The sequence below is a fragment of the Cellulosimicrobium sp. BMG9.22 genome (assembly GCF_059159975.1).
In genome coordinates, this window is record NZ_JBZGBY010000003.1 from 77,153 (window position 1) to 98,068 (window position 20,916).

Annotated in this window: 18 protein-coding genes; 12 read left to right on the forward strand and 6 right to left on the reverse strand. The window is 73.7% G+C overall.

Going from position 1 to position 20,916, the window contains the following annotated elements; translation table 11 throughout:
* Positions 1–6: 6 nt before the first annotated feature.
* The gene (locus AC4H2H_RS03490; RefSeq protein WP_494369431.1) at positions 7–363 is read right to left on the reverse strand and encodes a hypothetical protein; all 357 of its coding nucleotides are present in this window, start codon (positions 361–363) and stop codon (positions 7–9) included.
* A 93-nt stretch (positions 364–456) separates the two neighbouring features.
* Here AC4H2H_RS03490 and AC4H2H_RS03495 point away from each other — a divergent pair, with 93 nt between their 5' ends.
* Positions 457–1,962 (forward strand): leucyl aminopeptidase, encoded by a 1,506-nt coding sequence (locus AC4H2H_RS03495; RefSeq protein WP_494369432.1) that lies wholly within the window; start codon positions 457–459, stop codon positions 1,960–1,962.
* A gap of 32 nt (positions 1,963–1,994) precedes the next feature.
* Here AC4H2H_RS03495 and AC4H2H_RS03500 read toward each other — a convergent pair whose 3' ends face one another.
* Positions 1,995–2,348: an oxidoreductase gene (locus AC4H2H_RS03500; RefSeq protein WP_494369433.1), complete on the reverse strand. Its 354-nt coding sequence runs from the start codon at positions 2,346–2,348 to the stop codon at positions 1,995–1,997.
* A gap of 216 nt (positions 2,349–2,564) precedes the next feature.
* Here AC4H2H_RS03500 and lpdA point away from each other — a divergent pair, with 216 nt between their 5' ends.
* The 3 genes from lpdA (at position 2,565) to AC4H2H_RS03515 (ending at position 6,779) form a co-directional block, all read left to right on the forward strand.
* Positions 2,565–3,947, forward strand: coding sequence for a dihydrolipoyl dehydrogenase (gene lpdA / locus AC4H2H_RS03505; RefSeq protein WP_494369434.1), 1,383 nt, complete (start codon positions 2,565–2,567; stop codon positions 3,945–3,947).
* A gap of 30 nt (positions 3,948–3,977) precedes the next feature.
* Positions 3,978–5,807 carry a 2-oxoglutarate dehydrogenase, E2 component, dihydrolipoamide succinyltransferase gene (sucB, locus tag AC4H2H_RS03510; RefSeq protein ID WP_494369435.1) on the forward strand — a complete coding sequence of 610 codons (1,830 nt, stop codon included), beginning with the start codon at positions 3,978–3,980 and terminating at the stop codon, positions 5,805–5,807.
* Positions 5,808–5,888: 81 nt separating this feature from the next.
* Complete coding sequence (locus tag AC4H2H_RS03515; RefSeq protein ID WP_494369436.1) at positions 5,889–6,779, forward strand: TIGR01777 family oxidoreductase; 891 nt, start codon at positions 5,889–5,891, stop codon at positions 6,777–6,779.
* Here the strand turns inward: AC4H2H_RS03515 and AC4H2H_RS03520 are convergent, their stop codons facing one another.
* Entirely contained in the window at positions 6,780–8,297 is a 1,518-nt protein-coding gene (locus tag AC4H2H_RS03520; protein ID WP_494369437.1) for a protein kinase family protein, read from the reverse strand.
* Between the two features lie 70 nt (positions 8,298–8,367).
* Positions 8,368–9,408 carry a Gfo/Idh/MocA family protein gene (locus AC4H2H_RS03525; RefSeq protein WP_494369438.1) on the reverse strand — a complete coding sequence of 347 codons (1,041 nt, stop codon included), beginning with the start codon at positions 9,406–9,408 and terminating at the stop codon, positions 8,368–8,370.
* A gap of 162 nt (positions 9,409–9,570) precedes the next feature.
* Between AC4H2H_RS03525 and AC4H2H_RS03530 the strand changes: the two genes are divergently transcribed.
* Positions 9,571–10,302 (forward strand): HNH endonuclease family protein, encoded by a 732-nt coding sequence (locus AC4H2H_RS03530; RefSeq protein ID WP_494369439.1) that lies wholly within the window; start codon positions 9,571–9,573, stop codon positions 10,300–10,302.
* Here the strand turns inward: AC4H2H_RS03530 and AC4H2H_RS03535 are convergent.
* Positions 10,215–12,569: an MMPL family transporter gene (locus tag AC4H2H_RS03535; RefSeq protein ID WP_494369440.1), complete on the reverse strand. Its 2,355-nt coding sequence runs from the start codon at positions 12,567–12,569 to the stop codon at positions 10,215–10,217. The two genes, AC4H2H_RS03530 and AC4H2H_RS03535, sit on opposite strands and share 88 nt — an antisense overlap.
* Before the next feature lie 16 nt (positions 12,570–12,585).
* Between AC4H2H_RS03535 and AC4H2H_RS03540 the strand changes: the two genes are divergently transcribed.
* From AC4H2H_RS03540 to AC4H2H_RS03560, 5 genes are all read left to right on the forward strand, one after another.
* The gene (locus AC4H2H_RS03540) at positions 12,586–13,122 is read left to right on the forward strand and encodes a MarR family winged helix-turn-helix transcriptional regulator (protein WP_494369441.1); all 537 of its coding nucleotides are present in this window, start codon (positions 12,586–12,588) and stop codon (positions 13,120–13,122) included.
* Positions 13,123–13,131: 9 nt separating this feature from the next.
* Positions 13,132–13,821: a lipoyl(octanoyl) transferase LipB gene (lipB, locus tag AC4H2H_RS03545; RefSeq protein ID WP_494369442.1), complete on the forward strand. Its 690-nt coding sequence runs from the start codon at positions 13,132–13,134 to the stop codon at positions 13,819–13,821.
* Between the two features lie 114 nt (positions 13,822–13,935).
* Positions 13,936–15,303 (forward strand): MFS transporter, encoded by a 1,368-nt coding sequence (locus AC4H2H_RS03550; protein ID WP_494369443.1) that lies wholly within the window; start codon positions 13,936–13,938, stop codon positions 15,301–15,303.
* A 107-nt stretch (positions 15,304–15,410) separates the two neighbouring features.
* A complete protein-coding gene (gene lipA / locus AC4H2H_RS03555) occupies positions 15,411–16,421 on the forward strand; it encodes a lipoyl synthase (RefSeq protein WP_494369444.1) in 1,011 nt (336 codons plus the stop codon).
* A 10-nt stretch (positions 16,422–16,431) separates the two neighbouring features.
* On the forward strand, positions 16,432–17,175 hold the full coding sequence (locus AC4H2H_RS03560) for a DUF4191 domain-containing protein (RefSeq protein ID WP_494369445.1): 744 nt from the start codon (positions 16,432–16,434) through the stop codon (positions 17,173–17,175).
* A gap of 293 nt (positions 17,176–17,468) precedes the next feature.
* On the opposite strand, the gene AC4H2H_RS03565 is transcribed toward AC4H2H_RS03560, so the two are convergent.
* Positions 17,469–17,945: an RDD family protein gene (locus tag AC4H2H_RS03565; protein WP_494369446.1), complete on the reverse strand. Its 477-nt coding sequence runs from the start codon at positions 17,943–17,945 to the stop codon at positions 17,469–17,471.
* Between the two features lie 262 nt (positions 17,946–18,207).
* On the opposite strand from AC4H2H_RS03565, the gene glnA reads away from it, so the two are divergent.
* Both glnA and AC4H2H_RS03575 read left to right on the forward strand, forming a co-directional pair.
* Positions 18,208–19,632 (forward strand): type I glutamate--ammonia ligase, encoded by a 1,425-nt coding sequence (gene glnA / locus AC4H2H_RS03570; RefSeq protein ID WP_494369447.1) that lies wholly within the window; start codon positions 18,208–18,210, stop codon positions 19,630–19,632.
* 267 nt (positions 19,633–19,899) lie between these two features.
* Entirely contained in the window at positions 19,900–20,832 is a 933-nt protein-coding gene (locus AC4H2H_RS03575; RefSeq protein ID WP_494369448.1) for an alpha/beta fold hydrolase, read from the forward strand.
* Positions 20,833–20,916: the final 84 nt, after the last annotated feature.

The window sequence follows — 20,916 nt, forward strand, 5'->3', positions numbered from 1 at the left end:
TCCAGGTCAGACGTTCCAGATCTGCCACAGCCGCCACTCGAGGAACGCGACCGTCAGGGCCGCGACCGCGAGCACGACCGAGCTCCAGCGCGATCGCTCGGCGAACGCCCACAGCGCGGCGACGGGCAGGATGAAGAGGGTGGTCACGAGGTATCCCCACAGCAGCACGGGATCGCTCGGCGCGGTCCCGGTGAGGCCGAGGACGGCCAGCACGACGGCCTGCACGAGGATCAACGCCTCGATCACCGCCGCCCCCCAGAGCTGGCGCAGGATCACCGCCCGGTCACGGACGACGAACGCCACCGCCCAGCCGGCGAGCGCGACGCACGCCGCGACGACGACGAGCAGGAGGGGAAGGACCACGCCGCCGAGCGTACCGGGGGCGGTGGGCGCGGGCGGAATCGGTCGCGGTCCGCCGTGGGTCGCTCGAGCCGCGCGCGGAGATAGCATCGCGGGGTGGCTGAACTGACCGTCTCCAGCAAGAATCCCGCCGGTGCCAAGGTCGACGCTCTCGTCGTCGGCACCCACACCACGTCCGACGGCGTCGCGATCGTCGGGGGCGACCTCCCCCGCGCGCTCGTCGCGAACCTCGAGGACCTCGCGCCCGCGCTCGGCATCACCGGCGCCGCCGACGAGGTCCGCAAGGTCCCCGCCGGCGCCGACCTCAAGGCCGACGTGCTCGTGCTCGTCGGTCTCGGCGCGCGCCGCCCCGACGGCACGTTCAGCGCCGAGACCCTGCGCCGTGCCGCAGGTGCCGCGCTGCGCGCCCTGGCGGGGACGTCCACCGTCGCCGTCGCGCTCCCCGTGGTGGACGACGTCGAGCTCGCCGCCGTCGCCGAGGGCGCCCTGCTCGGCACGTATGCATTCGCGCGCTACCGCACGGGCGACGACGCGGCGACCGGCGCGACCCGCGCGCCGGCGACCGTCGAGGTGCTCACCGCGAGCGCACGCAGCGCCGCGGCCAAGACCGCGGTCGAGCGCGCGACGGTCGTCGCCGCGGCCGTCAACGCGACGCGCGACCTCGTCAACGCCGCGCCCAACGACCTGTACCCCGCCGCGTTCGCCGACCTGGCGAAGCAGGCCGTCAAGGACTCGGGCGCCAAGGGCCTCAAGGTCACGGTGCTCGACGACAAGGCGCTCGCGGCCGGCGGCTACGGCGGCCTGGTCGGCGTCGGGCAGGGCTCCGCACGCGGCCCGCGCCTGGTCAAGGTCGCGTACGTGCCGTCGCGCCCGGCCGCGAAGGTCGCGCTCGTCGGCAAGGGCATCACGTTCGACTCGGGCGGCATCTCGATCAAGCCCGCGAAGGGCATGGAGGCGATGAAGTCCGACATGGCGGGGGCCGCCGCCGTGCTGAGCACCGTCGTCGCCGCGGCGCGCCTCGGCCTGCCCGTCGCGGTCACCGGGTGGCTGTGCCTCGCGGAGAACATGCCGTCGGGCACGGCGCAGCGCCCGTCCGACGTCATCACGATCCGCGGCGGCAAGACCGTCGAGGTACTCAACACCGACGCCGAGGGTCGCCTCGTCATGGCCGACGGCCTCGTGGCCGCGGTCGAGGAGAAGCCGGACGTCGTGCTCGACGTCGCGACGCTCACCGGCGCGCAGATGGTCGCGCTCGGCAACCGGGTCTCGGCGGTCATGGGCGCGGACGACGTCCGCGGCGAGGTCGTCGCGGCCGCCGACGCCGCGGGCGAGCAGTTCTGGCCCATGCCGCTCCCGGAGGAGCTCGGCGCCTCGCTGAAGTCGAAGGTCGCGGACCTCGCGAACATCGGCGACCGCTTCGGCGGCATGCTCGTCGCGGGCCTGTTCCTCCAGGAGTTCGTGGGCTCGACGCCGTGGGCGCACCTCGACATCGCCGGGCCGGCGTTCAACGAGGGCTCCGCCCACGGCTACACGCCGGTGGGCGGGACGGGAGTCGCGGTGCGCACGCTCCTCGGGCTGATCGAGGGCCGCGCGGCGCGCTGACCCGGTCGACCGCGGAGGGACTCGCGCCGGCGTCAGCGCCGACGCTGGCGCGAGTTCCAGTCCCGCATGCGCTGCGGGTAGCCCGTGAACCGCACGTTGTAGACGGGGATGCCGAGCGAGCGCGCGACGTCGAACGCCGTCTTCTCGTCGGGGACGCGCCGCCGCGTCCACTCGCCCGTCGTCGCGATGAGCAGGAGCGTCGCCCCCGTGTCCGGCGTCGGCGGCTCGACGTACGCCTCGACGCCGACGCGCGAGCGCACGAACTCCTGAAGATGCTCGAGCGTCGCCCGACGGGCGTCGGACGACGTGCCGACGGGACCCGACGCGGACGACGAGGGCGCGGGTCGACGGGAGAACAGGCTGGAGAGCCGAGGCAGCCGAGGCACAGCGGCAGGGTACAGCGTGACCCTGGTCATACGGTGGGCGTGGCTGTCTGCAGCGTCACAGCCGCGAGGCCCGGGTTTCGATTGGGGAGCCCGTCCACGAGGTGCCAAGATGTCACCCGGAGAACGTTCACGCATCGTGGGTCAGCGGTTCCCGTCCGGCCCGTCGACGTGCCGTGGACGTCCGACCTCGCTCTCCCCACGCTGAAGGAGTCGCACGTGGCCGAACCCGGCACACCATTCGACGTCGTCGTCCTGGGCGGAGGCAGCGCCGGCTACGCCACGGCGCTGCGCGCCGCCCAGCTCGGCCTCTCCGTCGCGCTCGTCGAGTCGGGCAAGCTGGGCGGGACCTGCCTGCACAACGGGTGCATCCCGACCAAGGCCCTGCTCCACGCGGCCGAGCTCGCCGACGGCGCCCGGGAAGGCGCGAAGTTCGGCGTCCGCAGCACGTTCGACGGCATCGACATGGCGGGCGTCAACGCGTACAAGGACGGCGTGGTCGCCGGGCTGTACAAGGGCCTGCAGGGTCTCGTCTCCTCGCGCGGCATCACGTTCGTCGAGGGTCACGGGCGGCTCGTGTCGCCGGACACCGTCGAGGTCGACGGCACCCGGTACACCGGCCGGCACGTCGTCCTCGCCACCGGCTCGTACTCGCGCTCGCTGCCCGGTCTCGAGATCGGGGGCCGCGTCGTCACCTCCGACCAGGCGCTCGGGCTCGACCGCGTGCCGAAGTCCGTCGTCGTGCTCGGCGGTGGCGTGATCGGCGTCGAGTTCGCGAGCGTGTGGAGGTCCTTCGGCGCCGACGTCCAGATCGTCGAGGCGCTGCCCCACCTCGTCCCGAACGAGGACGAGGCGCTGTCGAAGTCGCTCGAGCGTGCGTTCCGCAAGCGGGGCATCACGTTCTCGCTCGGCGACCGCTTCGCCGGCGTCAAGGAGACCGACTCCGGTGTCACCGTGACGCTCGAGTCCGGGAAGACGTTCGAGGCCGACCTGCTGCTCGTCGCGGTCGGACGCGGGCCGCGCACCGCCGACCTCGGCTACGAGGCACAGGGCATCACGCTCGACCGCGGTTTCGTGATCGTCGACGAGCTCCTGCACACGGGTGTGGGCAACGTCTGGGCCGCGGGCGACATCGTCCCCGGCCTGCAGCTCGCCCACCGCGGCTTCGCGCAGGGCATCTTCCTCGCCGAGCAGATCGCAGGCCTCGAGCCGACCCCGATCGTCGAGTCCTCCATCCCCCGCGTCACGTACTGCGAGCCGGAGATCGCGTCGGTCGGTGTCACCGAGGCCGACGCCGTCGCCTCGTGGGGGGCCGACGCCGTCGAGTCCCTCGAGTACAACCTCGCCGGCAACGGCAAGAGCAAGATCCTCGGGACGAGCGGCTTCGTCAAGCTCGTCCGCCGCAAGGACGGCCCTGTCGTCGGCGTCCACATGATCGGCGCCCGCGTCGGCGAGCTCGTCGGCGAGGGCCAGCTCATCGTGGGCTGGGAGGCGTACCCCGAGGACGTCGCCGCCCTGGTCCATGCCCACCCCACCCAGAACGAGGCACTCGGAGAGGCGCACCTGGCACTCGCCGGCAAGCCTCTGCACGCCCACAACTGACCCCAACGATCGAAGGAGACCAGGCAGGTCATGTCTGAGAACGTGCAGATGCCGGCCCTCGGCGAGTCCGTCACCGAAGGCACAGTCACCCGTTGGCTCAAGTCGGTCGGCGACACCGTCGCCGTCGACGAGCCCTTGCTCGAGGTCTCGACCGACAAGGTCGACACCGAGATCCCCTCGCCCTTCGCGGGCACCCTCGAGCAGATCCTCGTCCAGGAGGACGAGACCGTCGAGGTCGGCGCGAACCTCGCCGTCATCGGCGACGGCTCGGGCGGCGGCGACGCCGCCCCGGCCCCCGCCGAGACGCCCGCCGAGGAGCCCGCCGCACCGCAGGAGGCCGCCCCCGCGCAGGAGGCGCCCGCCCAGCCCGCTGCCGAGGCCGCTCCGGCCGAGCAGCAGGCTCCCGCGGAGCAGTCGGCTCCGGCCGAGCAGGCGTCGGGCGGCGAGGAGATCAAGCTCCCGGCGCTCGGCGAGTCCGTCACCGAGGGCACCGTCACGCGCTGGCTCAAGTCGGTCGGCGACACGGTCGAGGTCGACGAGCCCCTCCTCGAGGTCTCGACCGACAAGGTCGACACCGAGGTCCCGTCCCCCGTGGCCGGCACCGTCCAGCAGATCCTCGTCCAGGAGGACGAGACGGTCGAGGTCGGCGCCGTGCTCGCGATCGTCGGCTCCGGTGCCGCCGCCCCGGCGGCGCAGGCCCCGGCCGCTGAGCCCGCCCAGGAGGCTCCGCAGCAGGAGGCTCCCGCGCAGGCGCCGACCGAGGCCCGCACCCCGGCGAGCGAGGCCGACGTCCCGGCCCAGGCCGCGCAGGAGGAGACTCCTGCCGCGCCCGAGCAACCGTCGACCCAGCAGCCGGAGCCCGCGCAGCCCGCCCCGGCGAAGGCCGAGTCGGCACCGGGTGCCACCCCCGCTCCCGCCGCCAAGGCCGGCGGCACCTACCTGACCCCGCTCGTGCGCAAGCTCGCTGCGGACAAGGGCGTCGACCTGTCGGCCCTCACGGGCACGGGCGTCGGCGGGCGCATCCGCAAGGAGGACGTCCTCGAGGCGGCGCGCAAGGCCGAGGAGGCGAAGGCCGCACCGGCCGCCGCCGCTCCGGCCGCTGCCGCCGCACCGAAGAAGCCGAGCGTCCCCGCGGTCTCGCCGCTGCGCGGCACCACGGAGAAGACGAGCCGCCTGCGCAAGCTCGTGGCGAGCCGCATGGTCGAGGCGCTGAGCACGCAGGCCCAGCTCACGACCGCCGTCGAGGTGGACGTCACGCGCGTCGCCGCGCTGCGCAACCGTGCGAAGGCCGACTTCAAGGCGCGCGAGGGCGCGAACCTCACGTTCCTGCCGTTCTTCACGCTCGCCGCGGTCGAGGCCCTCAAGGCCTACCCGAAGATCAACGCGACCTTCGCCGAGGACGAGATCACCTACCACGGCCAGGAGAACGTCGGCATCGCGGTCGACACCGAGCGCGGCCTCGTCGTGCCGGTGATCAAGGAGGCGGGCGACCTCAACCTCGCCGGCATCGCGCGCAAGATCGCCGACCTGGGTGCGCGCACGCGCGCCAACAAGGTCGGTCCGGACGAGCTTGCCGGTGGCACCTTCACCATCACCAACACGGGCTCGGGCGGCGCGGTCTTCGACACGCCGATCGTCCCCGTCGGCCAGGTCGCCATCCTGGGTACGGGCACGATCACCAAGCGCCCGGTCGTCGTGACGGACGCGGACGGGAACGACACGATCGGCATCCGCTCGACGTGCTTCATCTTCCTGTCGTACGACCACCGCCTGGTCGACGGGGCGGACGCCGCCCGCTTCCTCACGTCGATCAAGAACCGCATCGAGGAGGGTGCGTTCGAGGCCGAGGTCGGTCTCTGACGTTCTTCCGCTGACGCCCGAGGGCTCCGACCGTCTCGGTCGGGGCCCTCGGTCGTCCGTGCGGGGCCGTACGGTGGCTCCATGGACATCGTCGTGGCGGGCTCGCACGGCCTCATCGGTTCCGAGCTCCTGGCACGCCTGCGCGAGGAGGGTCACCACGTGCGCCGGCTCGTGCGCCGCCCCGCGCAGACGGCCGACGAGCACGAGTGGGACCCCGACGCCGGCGTGCTCGACCCGGCCGTCCTCGACGGCGCGGACGCGGTGGTCAACCTCGCCGGGGCCGGCATCGGCGACCACCGGTGGACGACGGCCTACAAGCGCACGCTCGTGACCTCGCGCACGCGGACCACCGGCCTGATCGCGCGCACGCTCGCCCAGCTCGGCGACCCGCCGCCCGTGTGGGTGCAGGGGTCGGCGATCGGCTACTACGGCGACCGCGGTGCTCAGGTGCTCACCGAGACCTCCACGTCGGGCGACGGTTTCCTGGCGCGCCTGGTGCGCGAGTGGGAGGCGGCGACGGCACCGGCCCACGACGCGGGCGTGCGGGTCGTGCACGCGCGCAGCGGCATCGTCCTGTCGCCCGACGGCGGCGCCCTCGGCCGGCTCCTGCCCCTCCTGAGGCTGGGGATCGGCGGGAGGCTCGGTCCGGGCACCCAGTACTGGAGCTGGATCACGCTGCGCGACGAGGTCGCGGCGCTGTGCCACCTGCTCACCGCGCCCGTGCACGGCCCGGTCAACGTCTGCGCACCGCAGCCCGCGACGAACGCCGAGATCACGCGCGCGCTCGCCGCCGCTCTCCACCGCCCGGCGGTGCTCGCCGTCCCGGCCTTCGCCCTGCGCATCGCGCTCGGCGAGCTGGCGTCCGATATCCTCGGCTCGCAGCGCGCGCTCCCGACGGTCCTCGAGGCGAGCGGGTTCGTCTTCGCCGACCCCGAGCTCACGGGTGCGGCCCGCGAGGTCGTCGAGGGCTGATCAGCGCACCTCGGCCACGCGCCATCCCGCGTCGGTCCAGCGCAGCACGAGGAGCACGGTCGTGCGCGGCGTCGCCGGCACCTGGAGCTCGCCGTCGGCGGTACGCTGCCGGTGCGCGCCCACCGCATAGTCGACCTCGACCGCCACGTCGGCCGCAGGGTCGGCCTGGGAGTCGCCCGGAGAGTCTTCGGCGTCGCCAGGCCCCGGGTCGACGAGGCGCGCGTCGAAGACCTCGGCACGCGCGTCGAGCACGTCCACGGCCTCGAGCTCGGCGAGGAGCGCGGCGTCGGTCGCCTCCGCCGGGGAGCCCGGGACCGCGATGCCCGAGAGGTCGCCCGTGCCCTCCGTGACGAGCGCGAGCCGTCGTTCGGTGAGCGTGCGCGCCGCGGCCGCGGGGTCGGACCGGTCCGTGGTCGCGTCTGGCACGCTCGCGGCGCCGGTCCCGCCGGTCCCGCCGGTCCCGTCGGTCCCGGCCGTCGCCGTCGCGGCCGTCCCCGCTGGGCCCGGGGCCGGCGGCCCGCCGAGCGCGACGAGCGCCGCGACGAGGGCCCCGCACCCCACGACGATGCCGAGGCTCGTGAGCACCGCACGCAGCGGGCCGCGGTGCCCGGAGTCCGGCGAACCGTGGCGGCCGGCGCGCCCCACCGGTCGAGCCGGGCGGGGCAGCCGGACCGGGCGGGGCGAGCGTCCGGACGGCGCAGCGGCGCGCGACCCGGCCGCGGACGGCGCGGGTGCGGCCCGGCGACGGGCGCCGAGCGCTCCCGCGACGAGGCGTGCGGCGTCGGGCATCGTGACCGGCCGGGGCTCGACGGCGTCGTAGCAGCGCGCGGCGAACGTCCCCGCCGCCGGACGGGCCCGGGGGTCGTCGCGCAACGCGGCGACAAGTTCCGCGTGCAGCGCCGCCAGGTCCTTCGCCTCGTCCGGGTCGACCGGCGCACTCTGGGCGGGGTGGCTCGACGCCGGCGGCGGGACGAGGTCGAGCACGAGGCGCGCGAGGTCCCGGACGTCGTCCGCGGGCGTCCCCGCGGCCGGGGCGAGCGGCGGCTGCACGACCGCGCGGCCGCCGGGCGAGACGACGACGGACCGTGCGTCGAGCTGCCCGTGGGAGCGACCGGTCCGGTGCAGCGCCGCGAGCGCCTGCGCGACGGGGACGAGGACGGTCACGGCCTCGGCGGCCGCGAACGGCTCGCGGGCGGCGGCGAGCTCGTCGAGCGGGAGACCGTCGACGTGGTCCGTCAGGACGACGAGCGTCGCATCACCCGCCTCGACCACTTCACGGACCGGGACGAGGTGCTCGTGGTCGTGGGCGAGGAGGCGCAGGTGCTCGGTGAGCGCGGCACGCGCCTCGGGCGGAGCGGGGACTGCGACCCGACGGATCGCGCACACGGTCCCGGCGTCGTCGCACGCCACGACGCCGTCGGGGGCGCCGGGGCGCTCGCGCACGCTCCAGCCGACCGCGGCGAGGGCGGCCACGAGACCGACGTCGGCGAGCGGACGGGGTGCAGGCGGTCGCGGCATGCGCCCATCTCACCGTGCCGGGGCACCCTCGGCACGGTTATCCACAGGGCGGACGGCCTCGTGCGGCGCCTCACACCGGCAGCAGGCGACCCTCGCTCGCGCTGCGCCGGGCGGCGTCGAGCACCTCGGCCGTGCGGACGGCGTCGCGGGGATCCACGGGGACCGGCCCGCCCTCGAGGACCCACGCCGCGACGGCGCGGTAGAAGTCCGCGTGGCCCCCCGTGGCCTGCGGCACCGCCGCACGCTCGCGCCCGCGCGTGACCCACCCGAGCGTCCCGGCCGGCGCGGCGTCGTCGAACACCTCGAAGGGAGACGCGTCGTTCTCGAACGTGGTGACGACGTACGCCCCGGCCGTCCCGAGCACGCGGGTGCGCGGGCCCGGCGCGCCGACGACCGACCCGGCCCACAGCCGGCTCACGACGGTATTGCCGTCCGCGTCCGGCCCATGGTGGAGCACGAGGAACACGTCGTCCTCGGTGGGAGTGGTGTGGGACCGCAGCTCGGCCCACACGGCCGTGACCGGGCCGAAGAGCTGCGTCGCCGAGTCGACGAGGTGCGGGCCGAGGTCGAGGAGCAGTCCGCCCCCGACCGGGTCGTTCTCCTTCCAGCGCTGCTGCGGGACGGGGCGCCAGCGCTCCCAGCGCCGCTCGAAGGTGTGCACGCGACCGAGCTCCCCCCGTGCGAGGACGTCGCGCAGCGTGAGCTGCTCGGGGTCCCAGCGCCGGTTCTGGAACACGGTGAGCGGCGTGCCGGCCTCCCCCGCGGCCGCTACCACGGCGTCCGCGGCGGTCGCGCCCAGGGCCAGGGGCTTGTCGACCACCACCGGCACGCCGGCGAGCACGAGGGCCGTCGCGTGGTCCGCGTGCAGGGCCGAGGGGCTCGCGACGACCACGACGTCGTACGCGTCCCGGTCGGCGAGGAGCGACACCAGGTCGTCGTGGAGGTGGACGTCCGGCCAGTCCTGGAGCGCGGACGCGCGACGCTCCGGGGACCGGACCACGACGGCGGTGACGGTGTGCCCCGCCTCGCGCACGAGCCGCGCGTGGATCCCGCGCCCCGCTCCCCCGTACCCGACGATCCCGACCCTGAGCGTGCGTGCGGCGCTGTCCATGGCGACCAATCTAACGGCCGCCCGGCCGGGCTCCTCCCGGGCTGACGGCTGGTCCGAGCACGCCCGGAGAAATGGCAGAATGTGCGCGTTGGTCCGGTATGGAACGCTGCGTACCGTCTCGCGCGCGCCGGGCCGAAGCATGGTCTTCGGGAAGGTCGTCCCTTGAGCACCACGAGCCGCCGGGTCCCTCGTCGCCGGGTTCACCGTCGCAGCGTCCTGCGCTACGTCCTCATCGCGCTCGCGATCGTCATCGTCGTCGCGAACGTCGTCAGCCAGCAGTCCGTCGCGGCGGACGACGACGACCCCGCGCCCGAGCCGGGGACGGCGCTCGCGGCCCTCACGCGGCTCGAGGTGAAGGGGCCGGCGGCCGACACCGGGTACGAACGCTCGCTGTTCGGCTCGGCGTGGACGGACGTCGACGGCAACGGCTGCGACACGCGCAACGACATCCTCGCGCGCGACCTCACGGACCTCACCTACTCGACCCGCGGCGAGCCGTGCGAGATCCGCACCGGCACGTTCCACGACCCGTACACCGGCGAGACGATCGGCTTCCGCCGCGGCAACGAGACCAGCACGGCCGTGCAGGTCGACCACGTCGTCCCGCTGCTGGACGCCTGGCGCAAGGGTGCGCAGGCCTGGGACGACGAGACCCGCTTGCGGTTCGCGAACGACCCGCTCAACCTCCTCGCCTCCGACGGCCCGGCGAACCAGTCGAAGGGCGCGCGCGACGCGTCGGCGTGGCTGCCACCGAACCACGCCTTCCGCTGCCCGTACGTCGCGCGCCAGATCGCCGTGAAGTCGACCTACGAGCTCGCCGTCACCCCGTCCGAGTCGGCGGCGATGGCCCGGGTGCTCGAGGACTGCCCGGCCGAGCCGGTCCCGTCGGGCTGACCCGGACCGGCGGGCGCGTCCGGGCCGCGGTCCTCGCGGCCCAGCGCGCTCGGCCACCAGGCCCGGCGGCCGACGTCGTGGACGAGCGCCGGCACGAGCAGGCTGCGGACGACGAGCGTGTCCACCAGCACGCCGAACGCGACGATGAACGCCAGCTGGGCGAGGAACAGCAGCGGGATGATGCCGAGCGCCGCGAACGTCGCCGCGAGCACGACGCCCGCCGAGGTGATGACCGAGCCCGTGACGGCGAGGCCTCGCAGCACGCCGCGGCGCGTCCCCACGGCGAGGCTCTCCTCGCGCACGCGCGTCATGAGGAAGATCGAGTAGTCGACCCCGAGCGCGACGAGGAAGCAGAACGCGTAGAGCGGCACGGCGGGGTCGGCGCCCGGGAAGTCGAGCACGTGCTCGAACACGAGCGCGGCCACACCGAGCGCGGCGCCGAACGACAGGACGTTCGCGAGCATGAGCAGCACCGGCGCGACCACGGAGCGCAGCAGCACGATGAGGATGAGCAGGATGACGACGAGCACCACGGGCACGATCACGCGCAGGTCGCGCTGACCCGCGAGCTGGGTGTCGAGCCGCTCGGCCGCCGCTCCCCCGACGAGGGCGTCGGGCGAGACCTCGTGCACGGCGTCGCGCAGCGCGGAGACCGTCTCCACGGCCTCCTGGCTGTCCGACGGCGCGTCCGTGGTGACGTCGACGCGCACCTGCCCGTCGACGACGAGCGGCTCGCCCTGCGCCGGGGCGCCGGGGGCGACGGCGGGCTCGTCGGTGACGGGCGTCGCCGCGGCGACGCCGTCGGTGCCCTCGGCCGCCTCGACGACGGCGTCGAGATCACCCTCGGGGGCCACGACGGTCGCCGGCTGGGCGGACACCCCCTCGAAGTGCTCGGTGAGCACCTGCTCGCCGTCGACCGAGTCGACCTGCGTGAGGAACACCTCGGAGTCCCCCGTACCGTCGGCGTCGAGCGTCGGGACGAAGGCGGCGCACGCGGCGAGCACGAGGGCGGTGACGACCCAGACCCGACGGTCGTGGCGGCCGACGAAGCTGGCGACGCGTGACCAGACGCCGTGGCCCTCGACGCTCACGACGTCCTCGGCAGCGGCGACGTCCGCCGACGCCGCGTGGTCGCCCGCGAAGCGCGGCATCCGCGGCCAGAAGAGCGCGCGCGAGCGCTGCCCCGCGACGAGCAGCAGCGCGGGCAGGAGGGTGAGCGACGCGACGAACGCCGAGGCGATGCCGATCGCCGCGACGGGGCCGAGGCTCCGGTTCGAGGAGAGGTCGGACAGCAGGAGGCACAGCAGCCCCGCGATCACGGTGCCGGCGCTCGCGGCGATCGGCTCGACCGAGGCGCGCACCGCACGCCGCAGCGCCGTGACCGTCGAGCGGACGTGCCACAGCTCCTCGCGGTAGCGCGCGACGACGAGCAACGAGTAGTCGACCGCGGCGCCGACGACGAGGATCGACAGGATCCCCTGCGACTGGCCGTTGAGCGTGAGCACGTCGGCCGCGGCCAGGTGGTAGACCACCAGGCCCGCGAGCGTCAGGGCGAGGACCGCGGTGAGGATGACGAGGAAGGGCAGGACCGGCGAGCGGTAGACGACGGCGAGGATGACGAGCACGGCGCCGAGCGCGACGAGGAGCAGCACGGTGTCGATCCCGCCGAACGCGGTCACGAGGTCCGCGACGAACCCGGCGGGTCCCGTGACCCACGCCTCGAGCGCGGTGCCGGCGAGGCCGCCGTCCGCGGCATCGGCAGCCGCGAGGTCGCGCAGGGCCCCGACGGCGAGCTCGCTCACGCTGCTCTCCTCGGCGCCGACCCGGTCGGACGCCACCGACGCGTCGAGGGAGACGACGACGAGCGCGGCCTCGCCGTCCTCGGAGGGGACCACGACGGGGTCGGCCACGGAGACGTCGCCGACGGTGGCGGGCTCGTCGCCCGCCGTGCCCTCGAGCGGGGCGGCGGGGACGGCGGCGGCGTACGCGTCGAGGGCCGCGAGGTCGTCCGGCGTGAGCGCGCTGCCGTCACCCGTGGTCGCCACGACGAGGGCGGGAAGCGTCTCGGAGTCGGTGAACTCGCGTGCGACCTCGGCGGCGCGCGTCGACTCGGCCCTCTCGGGCAGGAAGGCCGCGGCGTCGTTGGTCTGCACGCTGCTCAGGCGGCCCTGCGCCTGTCCACCGAGCGCGCCGATCGCCATCCACAGACCGATGACTGCGACAATGATCAGCCCGCGGAGGAATCCGCTCTTCCTATTGCTCAGCATGCTGAGTAATGGTGCCATGGGTGAGGGAGGAATGCACGTGGCGCACGCGTCGAGGGAAGCTGCCACCGGGCCGTACGGCGACCCGGACGTCGGCGACCCCACGCCCGCCGACCCCGATCAGTGGGCCACCGGGCGGCTGCTGTTCGCCGTCGCCCGCCGCATCGAGCGCGAGTGGAACGCCCACCTCGCGCAGTGGGACCTCAACCATGCGGGTTTCCCGGTCCTCATGCACCTGCTCGGCGGGCCGCGCTCCCAGCGCCTCCTCGCGACCGAGTCCGGGGTCACGGAGCAGACCATGAGCCGGATCGTGGCGCGACTGGAGCGATCCGGGTACGTGACGCGCACGGACGACCCGACCGACCGGCGTCGTCGCGCGGTGGCGATCACCGACGCCGGGCGCGCCGCCGGCCTCGCGGCCGCCCGCCGCCGCTCCGCCGAGGACCTCGCGACCCGCGGGCTCGACGACGACCAGGTCGCCGCGCTGCGAGAGGTGCTGCTCGCGATGCTCGAGACGTTGCCCACACGGAGCGGCATGCCCGACGACGAGGGCTAACCTGACCCGATGGACCTGCTCCCCCTGCCCGGTCTCACCGACTACCACGAGGCTTGGGACCTGCAGCGCGCGGTGCACGACGACGTCGTCGCGCACACCCGTCCGGACACCCTGATCCTCGTCGAGCACCCCGACGTGTACACCGCCGGGCGCCGCACGCACCGGGCCGAGCGGCCCGACGACGGCACGCCCGTCGTCGACGTCGACCGCGGCGGGAAGATCACGTGGCACGGCCCGGGCCAGCAGGTGGTCTACCCGATCCTGCGGCTCGCCGAGCCGGTCGACGTCGTCGCGTACGTGCGCGCCCTCGAGGAGGCCGTCATGGTCGTGTGCGCCGACCTCGGACTGGCGACGATGCGCGTCGAGGGACGCAGCGGGGTGTGGCTCGCGGCCGACGCGACCCGCCGCGAGCGCAAGGTGTGCGCCATCGGCGTGCGCGTCGCGAAGGGCGTGACGATGCACGGCCTCGCCCTGAACTGCGTCCCCGACCTCTCGCGCTTCGACCGGATCGTCCCGTGCGGCATCGAGGACGCCGACGTGACGTCGCTCACCGCCGAGCTCGGCCGCGACGTGACGCTCGCCGAGGTCGCACCGCTGCTCGTGGCGGCGCTGGAGGACGCGCTCGCGCCGCTGCGCGACCAGGGCGGGGCCGCGGACGCGCCCGCGCACGCGACGGCGGCGGAGGCCCTCGCGGGGTAGGAGCGGGTAGCAGCGGGTAGCAGCGGGTAGCCTGGCGGGACCAGGGAAACCTCGCGCGCCGGAGTACGGGTGGGTCGGCGTGCGGCACGACGCACCCTCGAGGACCTGGACCGCATGACCACCACCCCCGCGCGCGCCTCGCGCGCACCTGACGCACTCCCCGGACCCGGAACCGACGACGCACCCCGACCTGTGCCGCCGCGCGCCGGGTACGGGCGGCTCCCCCAGCTCGCCGGACGCTCGTTCCTGCCCGTCGCGTTCCTCGCCCGGCTGCCGTTCTCGATGCTCACCATCGGGACGCTGCTCCTCGTGACGTCCGCGACGTCCTCCGTCGCCGTCGGCGGGCTCGCGTCCGCGGCGACCGCGATCGGCACGGCGGTCGGCGGCCCGACGCAGGGCGCCCTGGCGGACCGCGTCGGGCAGCGCGCCGTGCTCCTCGTCGCCGTCCCCGTGGCGACCCTCGCCGTCCTCGCGCTCGTCGTGGTGACGACCGGCCCGGACGGGCCTGCCGCCCTCCCCGTGGTGCTCGCCGTCGCCGCCGCGACCGGCGCGAGCGTGCCGCAGGTCGGGCCGCTCGCCCGTGTGCGGTGGCTGCGCCTCGCGGCGCGCGAGCCGCGGACGCTCGCCGCCGCGATGGGCTACGAGAGCACCGCCGACGAGGTGAGCTTCGTGCTCGGCCCCGCGCTCGTCGGGATCCTCGCCTCGGCCGGCTCCCCGCAGGTCGCGGTCCTCGTCGCGGCAGGCGGCATAGCCGTCTTCGGCACCGCGTTCGCACTGCACCCGACGTCGCGCGCGGCCGCCGCGCACCCCGGCGCGGCGCGCGTGCCCGACGGCGACGTGTCGGATCGCGGCGGCCATGCCCCCGTCACCGGGGGGATCCTGGCGCTCGTGCGCCGCGAAGGGGTCGTCCTGGTCGGCATGCTCGCGATGGGGCTGCTGTTCGGCGGGACCCAGGCGGCGCTCACCGCGTTCACGCGCGACGCGGGCGTGCCCGGCAGCGCGGGCCTCGTCTACGCGGTCCTGGGCGTCGGCTCGGCCGTGACCGCGCTCGCGGTCGTCGCGCTCCCCCGCCGCTGGAGCCAGCGCGGCCGCTGGGTCACGTTCGCGGGCGGCCTCCTCCTGGGCACCGTGGCGCTCGTGCTCGCCGCGGCGGGCGGGGCGCTCACGGCGGTGGTCGTGGCCGTCGCCGCGGCGGGGCTGTTCGTCGGGCCGGTCATGGTGACGGTGTTCACGGTCGCGGGCGACCGCGCGCCGGCGGGGCGGACCGCGTCCGCGATGACGCTCGTGGCCAGCGCGAACGTCGTGGGCGTGGCAGTCGGGGCAGCGGGCGGCGGAGCCGCCGCCGACACGATCTCGACGACGGCCGCGTTCGTCGTGCCCGTGCTCGCCGCGGTCCTGCTCGTCGTCACCGGAGTGTCGCTGACGTCACGTCCACAGGGTGGTCTCCACCCGGGACCGAGCTCGGGCGAGCGCGTAGTCTGACCGGAGTCCGGCGTCGTACTCCGGGCGATCGCACCGCAGCGGTGCGCCGCCCACCCGCCTGCGCGGCGACGTCGGCCCTCACTCGCCACGACGACCGGGAGACACCCGTGACGATCGCACCAGAAGGACGGCGCATGCTGCGGGTCGAGGCCCGCAACGCCGCGACGCCGATCGAGAAGAAGCCCGAGTGGATCAAGACCCGCGCGACCATGGGCCCGGAGTACTCCGAGCTCAAGGGGCTCGTGAAGCGCGAGGGGCTGCACACGGTCTGCGAGGAGGCGGGCTGTCCCAACATCTTCGAGTGCTGGGAGGACCGCGAGGCGACGTTCCTCATCGGTGGGGACCAGTGCACGCGGCGCTGCGACTTCTGCCAGATCGACACGGGCAAGCCCGCGGACTTCGACGCCGACGAGCCGCGCCGCGTCGCCGAGTCGGTCCAGGCGATGGGGCTGCGCTACTCGACCATCACGGGCGTCGCGCGCGACGACCTGCCCGACGGCGGTGCCTGGCTCTACGCGGAGACCGTCCGCCAGATCCACGCGCTCAACCCGGGCACCGGCGTCGAGCTGCTCATCCCCGACTTCAACGCGATCCCCGAGCTGCTCGACGAGGTGAACGAGTCGCGCCCCGAGGTGCTCGCGCACAACCTCGAGACCGTGCCGCGCATCTTCAAGCAGATCCGCCCCGCATTCCGCTACGACCGCTCGCTGTCGGTGCTCACGCGGGCGCGCGAGGCCGGCCTCGTGACGAAGTCGAACATCATTCTCGGCATGGGCGAGACGATCGAGGAGGCGAAGGAGGCGCTGCAGGACCTGCACGACGCCGGCTGCGACCTCGTGACGATCACCCAGTACCTGCGCCCCTCGCTGCGGCACCACCCCGTGGACCGCTGGGTCAGGCCGGAGGAGTTCGTCGAGCTGTCCGACGCCGCCGAGGCGATGGGGTTCCTCGGCGTCATGTCGGGGCCGCTCGTGCGCTCGTCGTACCGCGCCGGGCGCCTGTGGGGCCAGGCCATGACGCGCCGCGGCATGGAGATCCCCGCCGCGCTCGCGCACCTCGCCGAGCCGACGACGTCGCGCCAGGAGGCGGCGAGCCTGCTGGCACGTTCGCCCCACTAGACTGACCGCCATGGCCCGCAAGAACTCGGACAGCTCCGGCGCGCCCGCCGCCGGCGAGCAGGTCGCGAAGCAGAAGAAGCCCAAGAAGCAGCGTTGGTACCACCAGGTGTGGGCCGCGTACCAGATGACGCGCAAGCAGGACCCGGCGGTCACGTGGGTCATGCTCGGCGTGTTCGTCGGCATCCTCGCCGTCGCGCTGGGGATCGGCCTGTGGTGGGGCCAGTGGGTCTACACCCTCATCGTCGGCATCCCGTTCGCGGCACTGGGCGCGATGTTCGTCCTCACGCGTCGTGCGGAGCACGCCGCCTACCAGCAGATCGAGGGTCAGCCCGGTGCCGCGCGCGCAGCGCTCGGCACGATCCGTCGCGGCTGGACGTTCGACGAGGAGCCCGTCGCGATCGACCCCCGCACGCAGGACCTCGTGTTCCGCGGCGTCGGGCGGGCGGGTGTCGTGCTCGTCAGCGAGGGCCCGGCGCACCGCGCCAAGCGCCTCCTCGACTCCGAGCGCAAGCGCGTCGCGCGCGTCCTGCCGAACGTGCCCATCACCGCCATCCAGGTCGGCGACGACGAGGGCCAGGTCGCGCTGCCCAAGCTCCCGCGCGCGGTGCAGAAGCTCAAGCCGACGCTCACCAAGCCCGAGACGGCCGAGGTCTCCAAGCGCCTGCGCGCGCTCGGCGCCGCGCGGCTGCCCATCCCCAAGGGGATCGACCCGACGCGCGCCCGTCCTGACCGCAAGGGCATGAAGGGTCGCTGAGCCGCTTGGCTCGCCTCCTGCGTTCTGGTCACCGGAGCGGGTGGAGCGGGGACGACGGCGCGTCTACCATCCGCCCGCTCGTTCCTCGCGGGCTCCCGCCAGGCCCGACCACGACGCGCCGTCCTCCCCGCTCCACCCGCTCTGCTGTCGGCTCACCCGGGTGCGGGGCTGTCGGCTCACCCGGGTGCGGGGCTGTCGGCTCACCCGGGTGCGAGGCGCCGTCGGTCCCGCTCGTCCTGTCGGCTCGCCCGGGTGCGAGGCGCCGTCGTCCCGGCTGCACCCCGCTCGTGGCCTCAGGTGCGGACGAGGAGCGTGCCCGCCGCGCGGTCGTGGAGGCCTCGGCCGTCGGCGTCCCAGACGACCGCGGGGATCACCAGGCACAGCAGCACGGTGCGGAGGGCGCCGCGGCCGATGCCGACCATGCGGGTGGGCTCGGCGACGCGGCGCACGCGCATCCCCATGATGCGGTGTCCGACGGTGAAGCCGAGCGTGCTCACGAGGAGGACGTTCTCGATCGCGAAGACGAGCGGCTGGGACCACACCGGTAGGGCGGAGATGCCCTCGAAGAAGCCCGGGACGTCGGGGCGGAAGAAGAGGAAGGCGACGAGCGTCGCGAGCGTCCAGTCGATGATCAGCGCGACGAGGCGGCGCCCGAGCGTCGCGAGGGAGCCGGGCCCGTCGGGCGGGAGCCCGAGTCGTGCGCCGCGTCCGTCCTGCTGACCGCCGGGCGTGCCCTCGAGCCACGACCCCATGTCCTCGCGTGAAACCACGTCACCAGGGTACGTGCCGAGACATGGACACCCTGGACACCGGGCGACCCTGCGGCGGTAGGGTGCCGCACGGCACACCGGCCCGCCGCCGGCTGCTGCGTGCCCCCGTGTAGCACGACCGTCACACGGGGAGGCGGGACGTAACACGACGGAAACAACAGGTACACGGCGAGGAAACCGCCTGCACCTAGGTTCGTGGGCGCCACGTCAGCGGCGTGACCGCCGCGCAGCCCGACGGCACCACCCGATCAAGGAGCAACGGATGTTCAACAACGCGGAGGAGGCAATCGCCTTCACGCGGAACGAAGGCGTCGAGTTCGTCGACGTCCGGTTCTGCGACCTGCCCGGCATCATGCAGCACTTCAACATCCCCGTCTCGCAGTTCGACGAGGCTGCGTTCGAGGACGGCCTGATGTTCGACGGCTCGTCGATCCGCGGCTTCCAGGCGATCCACGAGTCGGACATGAAGCTCGTGCCGGACGTCAAGACCGCGTTCGTGGACCCGTTCCGCAAGCGCAAGACGCTCGTCGTGAACTTCTCCATCGTCGACCCGTTCACGGGCGAGCCGTACTCGCGCGACCCCCGCAACATCGCGGCCAAGGCCGAGGCGTACCTGCGCTCGACCGGCATCGCGGACACCGCGTTCTTCGCGCCCGAGGCCGAGTTCTACCTGTTCGACGAGGCTCGCTTCGCGACGAACCAGCACTCGAGCTTCTACTACCTCGACTCGATCGAGGCGGCGTGGAACACGGGCCGTGAGGAGGAGGGCGGCAACCTCGCGTACAAGACGCGCTACAAGGGCGGCTACTTCCCCGTCTCGCCGTCCGACCGTTTCGCGGACCTGCGCGACGACATGTGCGCGACGCTGGAGGAGGTCGGCCTCGAGGTCGAGCGTGCGCACCACGAGGTGGGCACCGCCGGTCAGCAGGAGATCAACTACCGCTTCAACACGCTGCTGCACGCGGCCGACGACCTGATGAAGTTCAAGTACGTCATCCGCAACCAGGCCTTCGAGGCCGGCAAGTCGGCCACGTTCATGCCGAAGCCGATCTTCGGCGACAACGGCTCGGGCATGCACTCGCACCAGTCCCTGTGGAAGGACGGCAAGCCGCTGTTCTTCGACGAGAAGGGCTACGGCGGTCTCTCCGACCTCGCGCGCTGGTACATCGGCGGCCTGCTCAAGCACGCGCCGTCGCTGCTCGCGTTCACGAACCCGTCGGTGAACTCCTACCACCGCCTCGTCCCGGGCTACGAGGCCCCGGTCAACCTGGTCTACTCGGCCCGCAACCGCTCCGCGTGCATCCGCATCCCGGTCACCGGCTCGTCCGCCGGCGCCAAGCGCGTCGAGTTCCGTGTGCCGGACCCGTCGGCCAACCCGTACCTCGCGTTCGCCGCCCAGCTGCTCGCCGGCATCGACGGCATCAAGAACCGCATCGAGCCGCCGGACCCGATCGACAAGGACCTCTACGAGCTGCCCCCCGAGGAGCACGCGCAGATCCAGCAGGTCCCCGGCTCCCTCTCCGAGGCGCTGGACAACCTCGAGGCCGACCACGAGTTCCTCACGCAGGGCGACGTGTTCACGCCCGACCTCATCCAGACGTGGATCGACTACAAGCGCACCAACGAGATCGACCCGATCCGTCTGCGCCCGCACCCGCACGAGTTCGAGCTCTACTACGACATCTAGGCCTGATCGGCTAGATTCCGGGCTTTCGGGGCCTCCTTCGACCCCTTAGTCCATGAAGAGTCCACGCGACCCGCACGCACCTTCCTGGTGGCGGTACGCGTGGACTCTTCTGTGTCCGGCCACGGGTGCAAGGGGGGATGGCCCCCGTGGGGGGTGCCGAAAGGCCGCCCGAAGTCCTCGGGGCAGCAGGATCGCCCGGCAGCCCGCACGCGGCGAGGATTGAGGCCGTTCGGCCCCATGCAACCGCTGCTCCAGGAGACCACTCTGATGAGAAATGACCTGCACCGTCGACGCGCGCGGCGTGTGCTGCCGACGATGCTCTTGCTCGCCGTCACCGCCGGAGCTCTCGCGGCTTGCGGCGACGCGTCCGACTCGGTGAGCACTACCTCGTCGGCGCCGCCGACTCCGTCCGCACCCGCCTCAGCCGCACCCGCCGATGCCGTGCTGCACATGGTCGACGCGGGCGCCGGCCGGCGCCTGGCGTTCCACGTCACACCTGGCGGTCTTCCTGCCCTCGTCCTGGACTCGGGCGGGGGCATGGACTCCTCGTACTGGGACGACCTGGTTCCCCAGCTGGCGGCGGCCACCGGCTCCACGATCATCACGTACGACCGCGCAGGGCTCGGTGACAGTGACGAGGTGCCGGGCGCATGGGACGTGCAGAGCGCTGTCAGCGACCTGGAGACCGGTCTGCGCGCACTAGATGTCACGCAGGACGTCGTCCTGGTGGCCCACTCTCAAGCGGGTGAGGTCGCCACCTACTTCACGCGCGCCAACCCGCAGCTGGTCTCCGGCGCGGTGCTCGTCGACGCGAATCTGCCTCAGCTCTACACCGACGAGACGATCGCCCGCCTGATCTCCGTGAGCACGCCGCAGGTCGAGGCCGCGAAGCAGGACCCGTCCACCAAGCAGAACCGCCAGCTGATCGCGACTGCCGAGAACTACGCGCCGATGCACCAGGCCTACCACCAGGTGTCCTGGCCGGACGACGTTCCTGCCACCGTCATCGTGTCGGAGAAGACACCGTTCGACGGTCTGCAGGAGGACGCGCAGCGCTGGCGAGACGCGGCAGCCGCGTTCGTGGCGGCCGGCCCGGATCGCACCCTCGTCACTGCCGAGGGCAGCTCTCACGACGTCCCGACCGATCGTCCCGACATCGTGCTCGACGAGATCGGGAAGATGGCCGCCGCCGGCGACTGATGGGGCCTTGGTCGTGAGCCCGCCTCCGGGCTGATCGCTGCCTCGTAGAGCGATCTCTCACGCCCGGTTTACAGATTAGGTCCA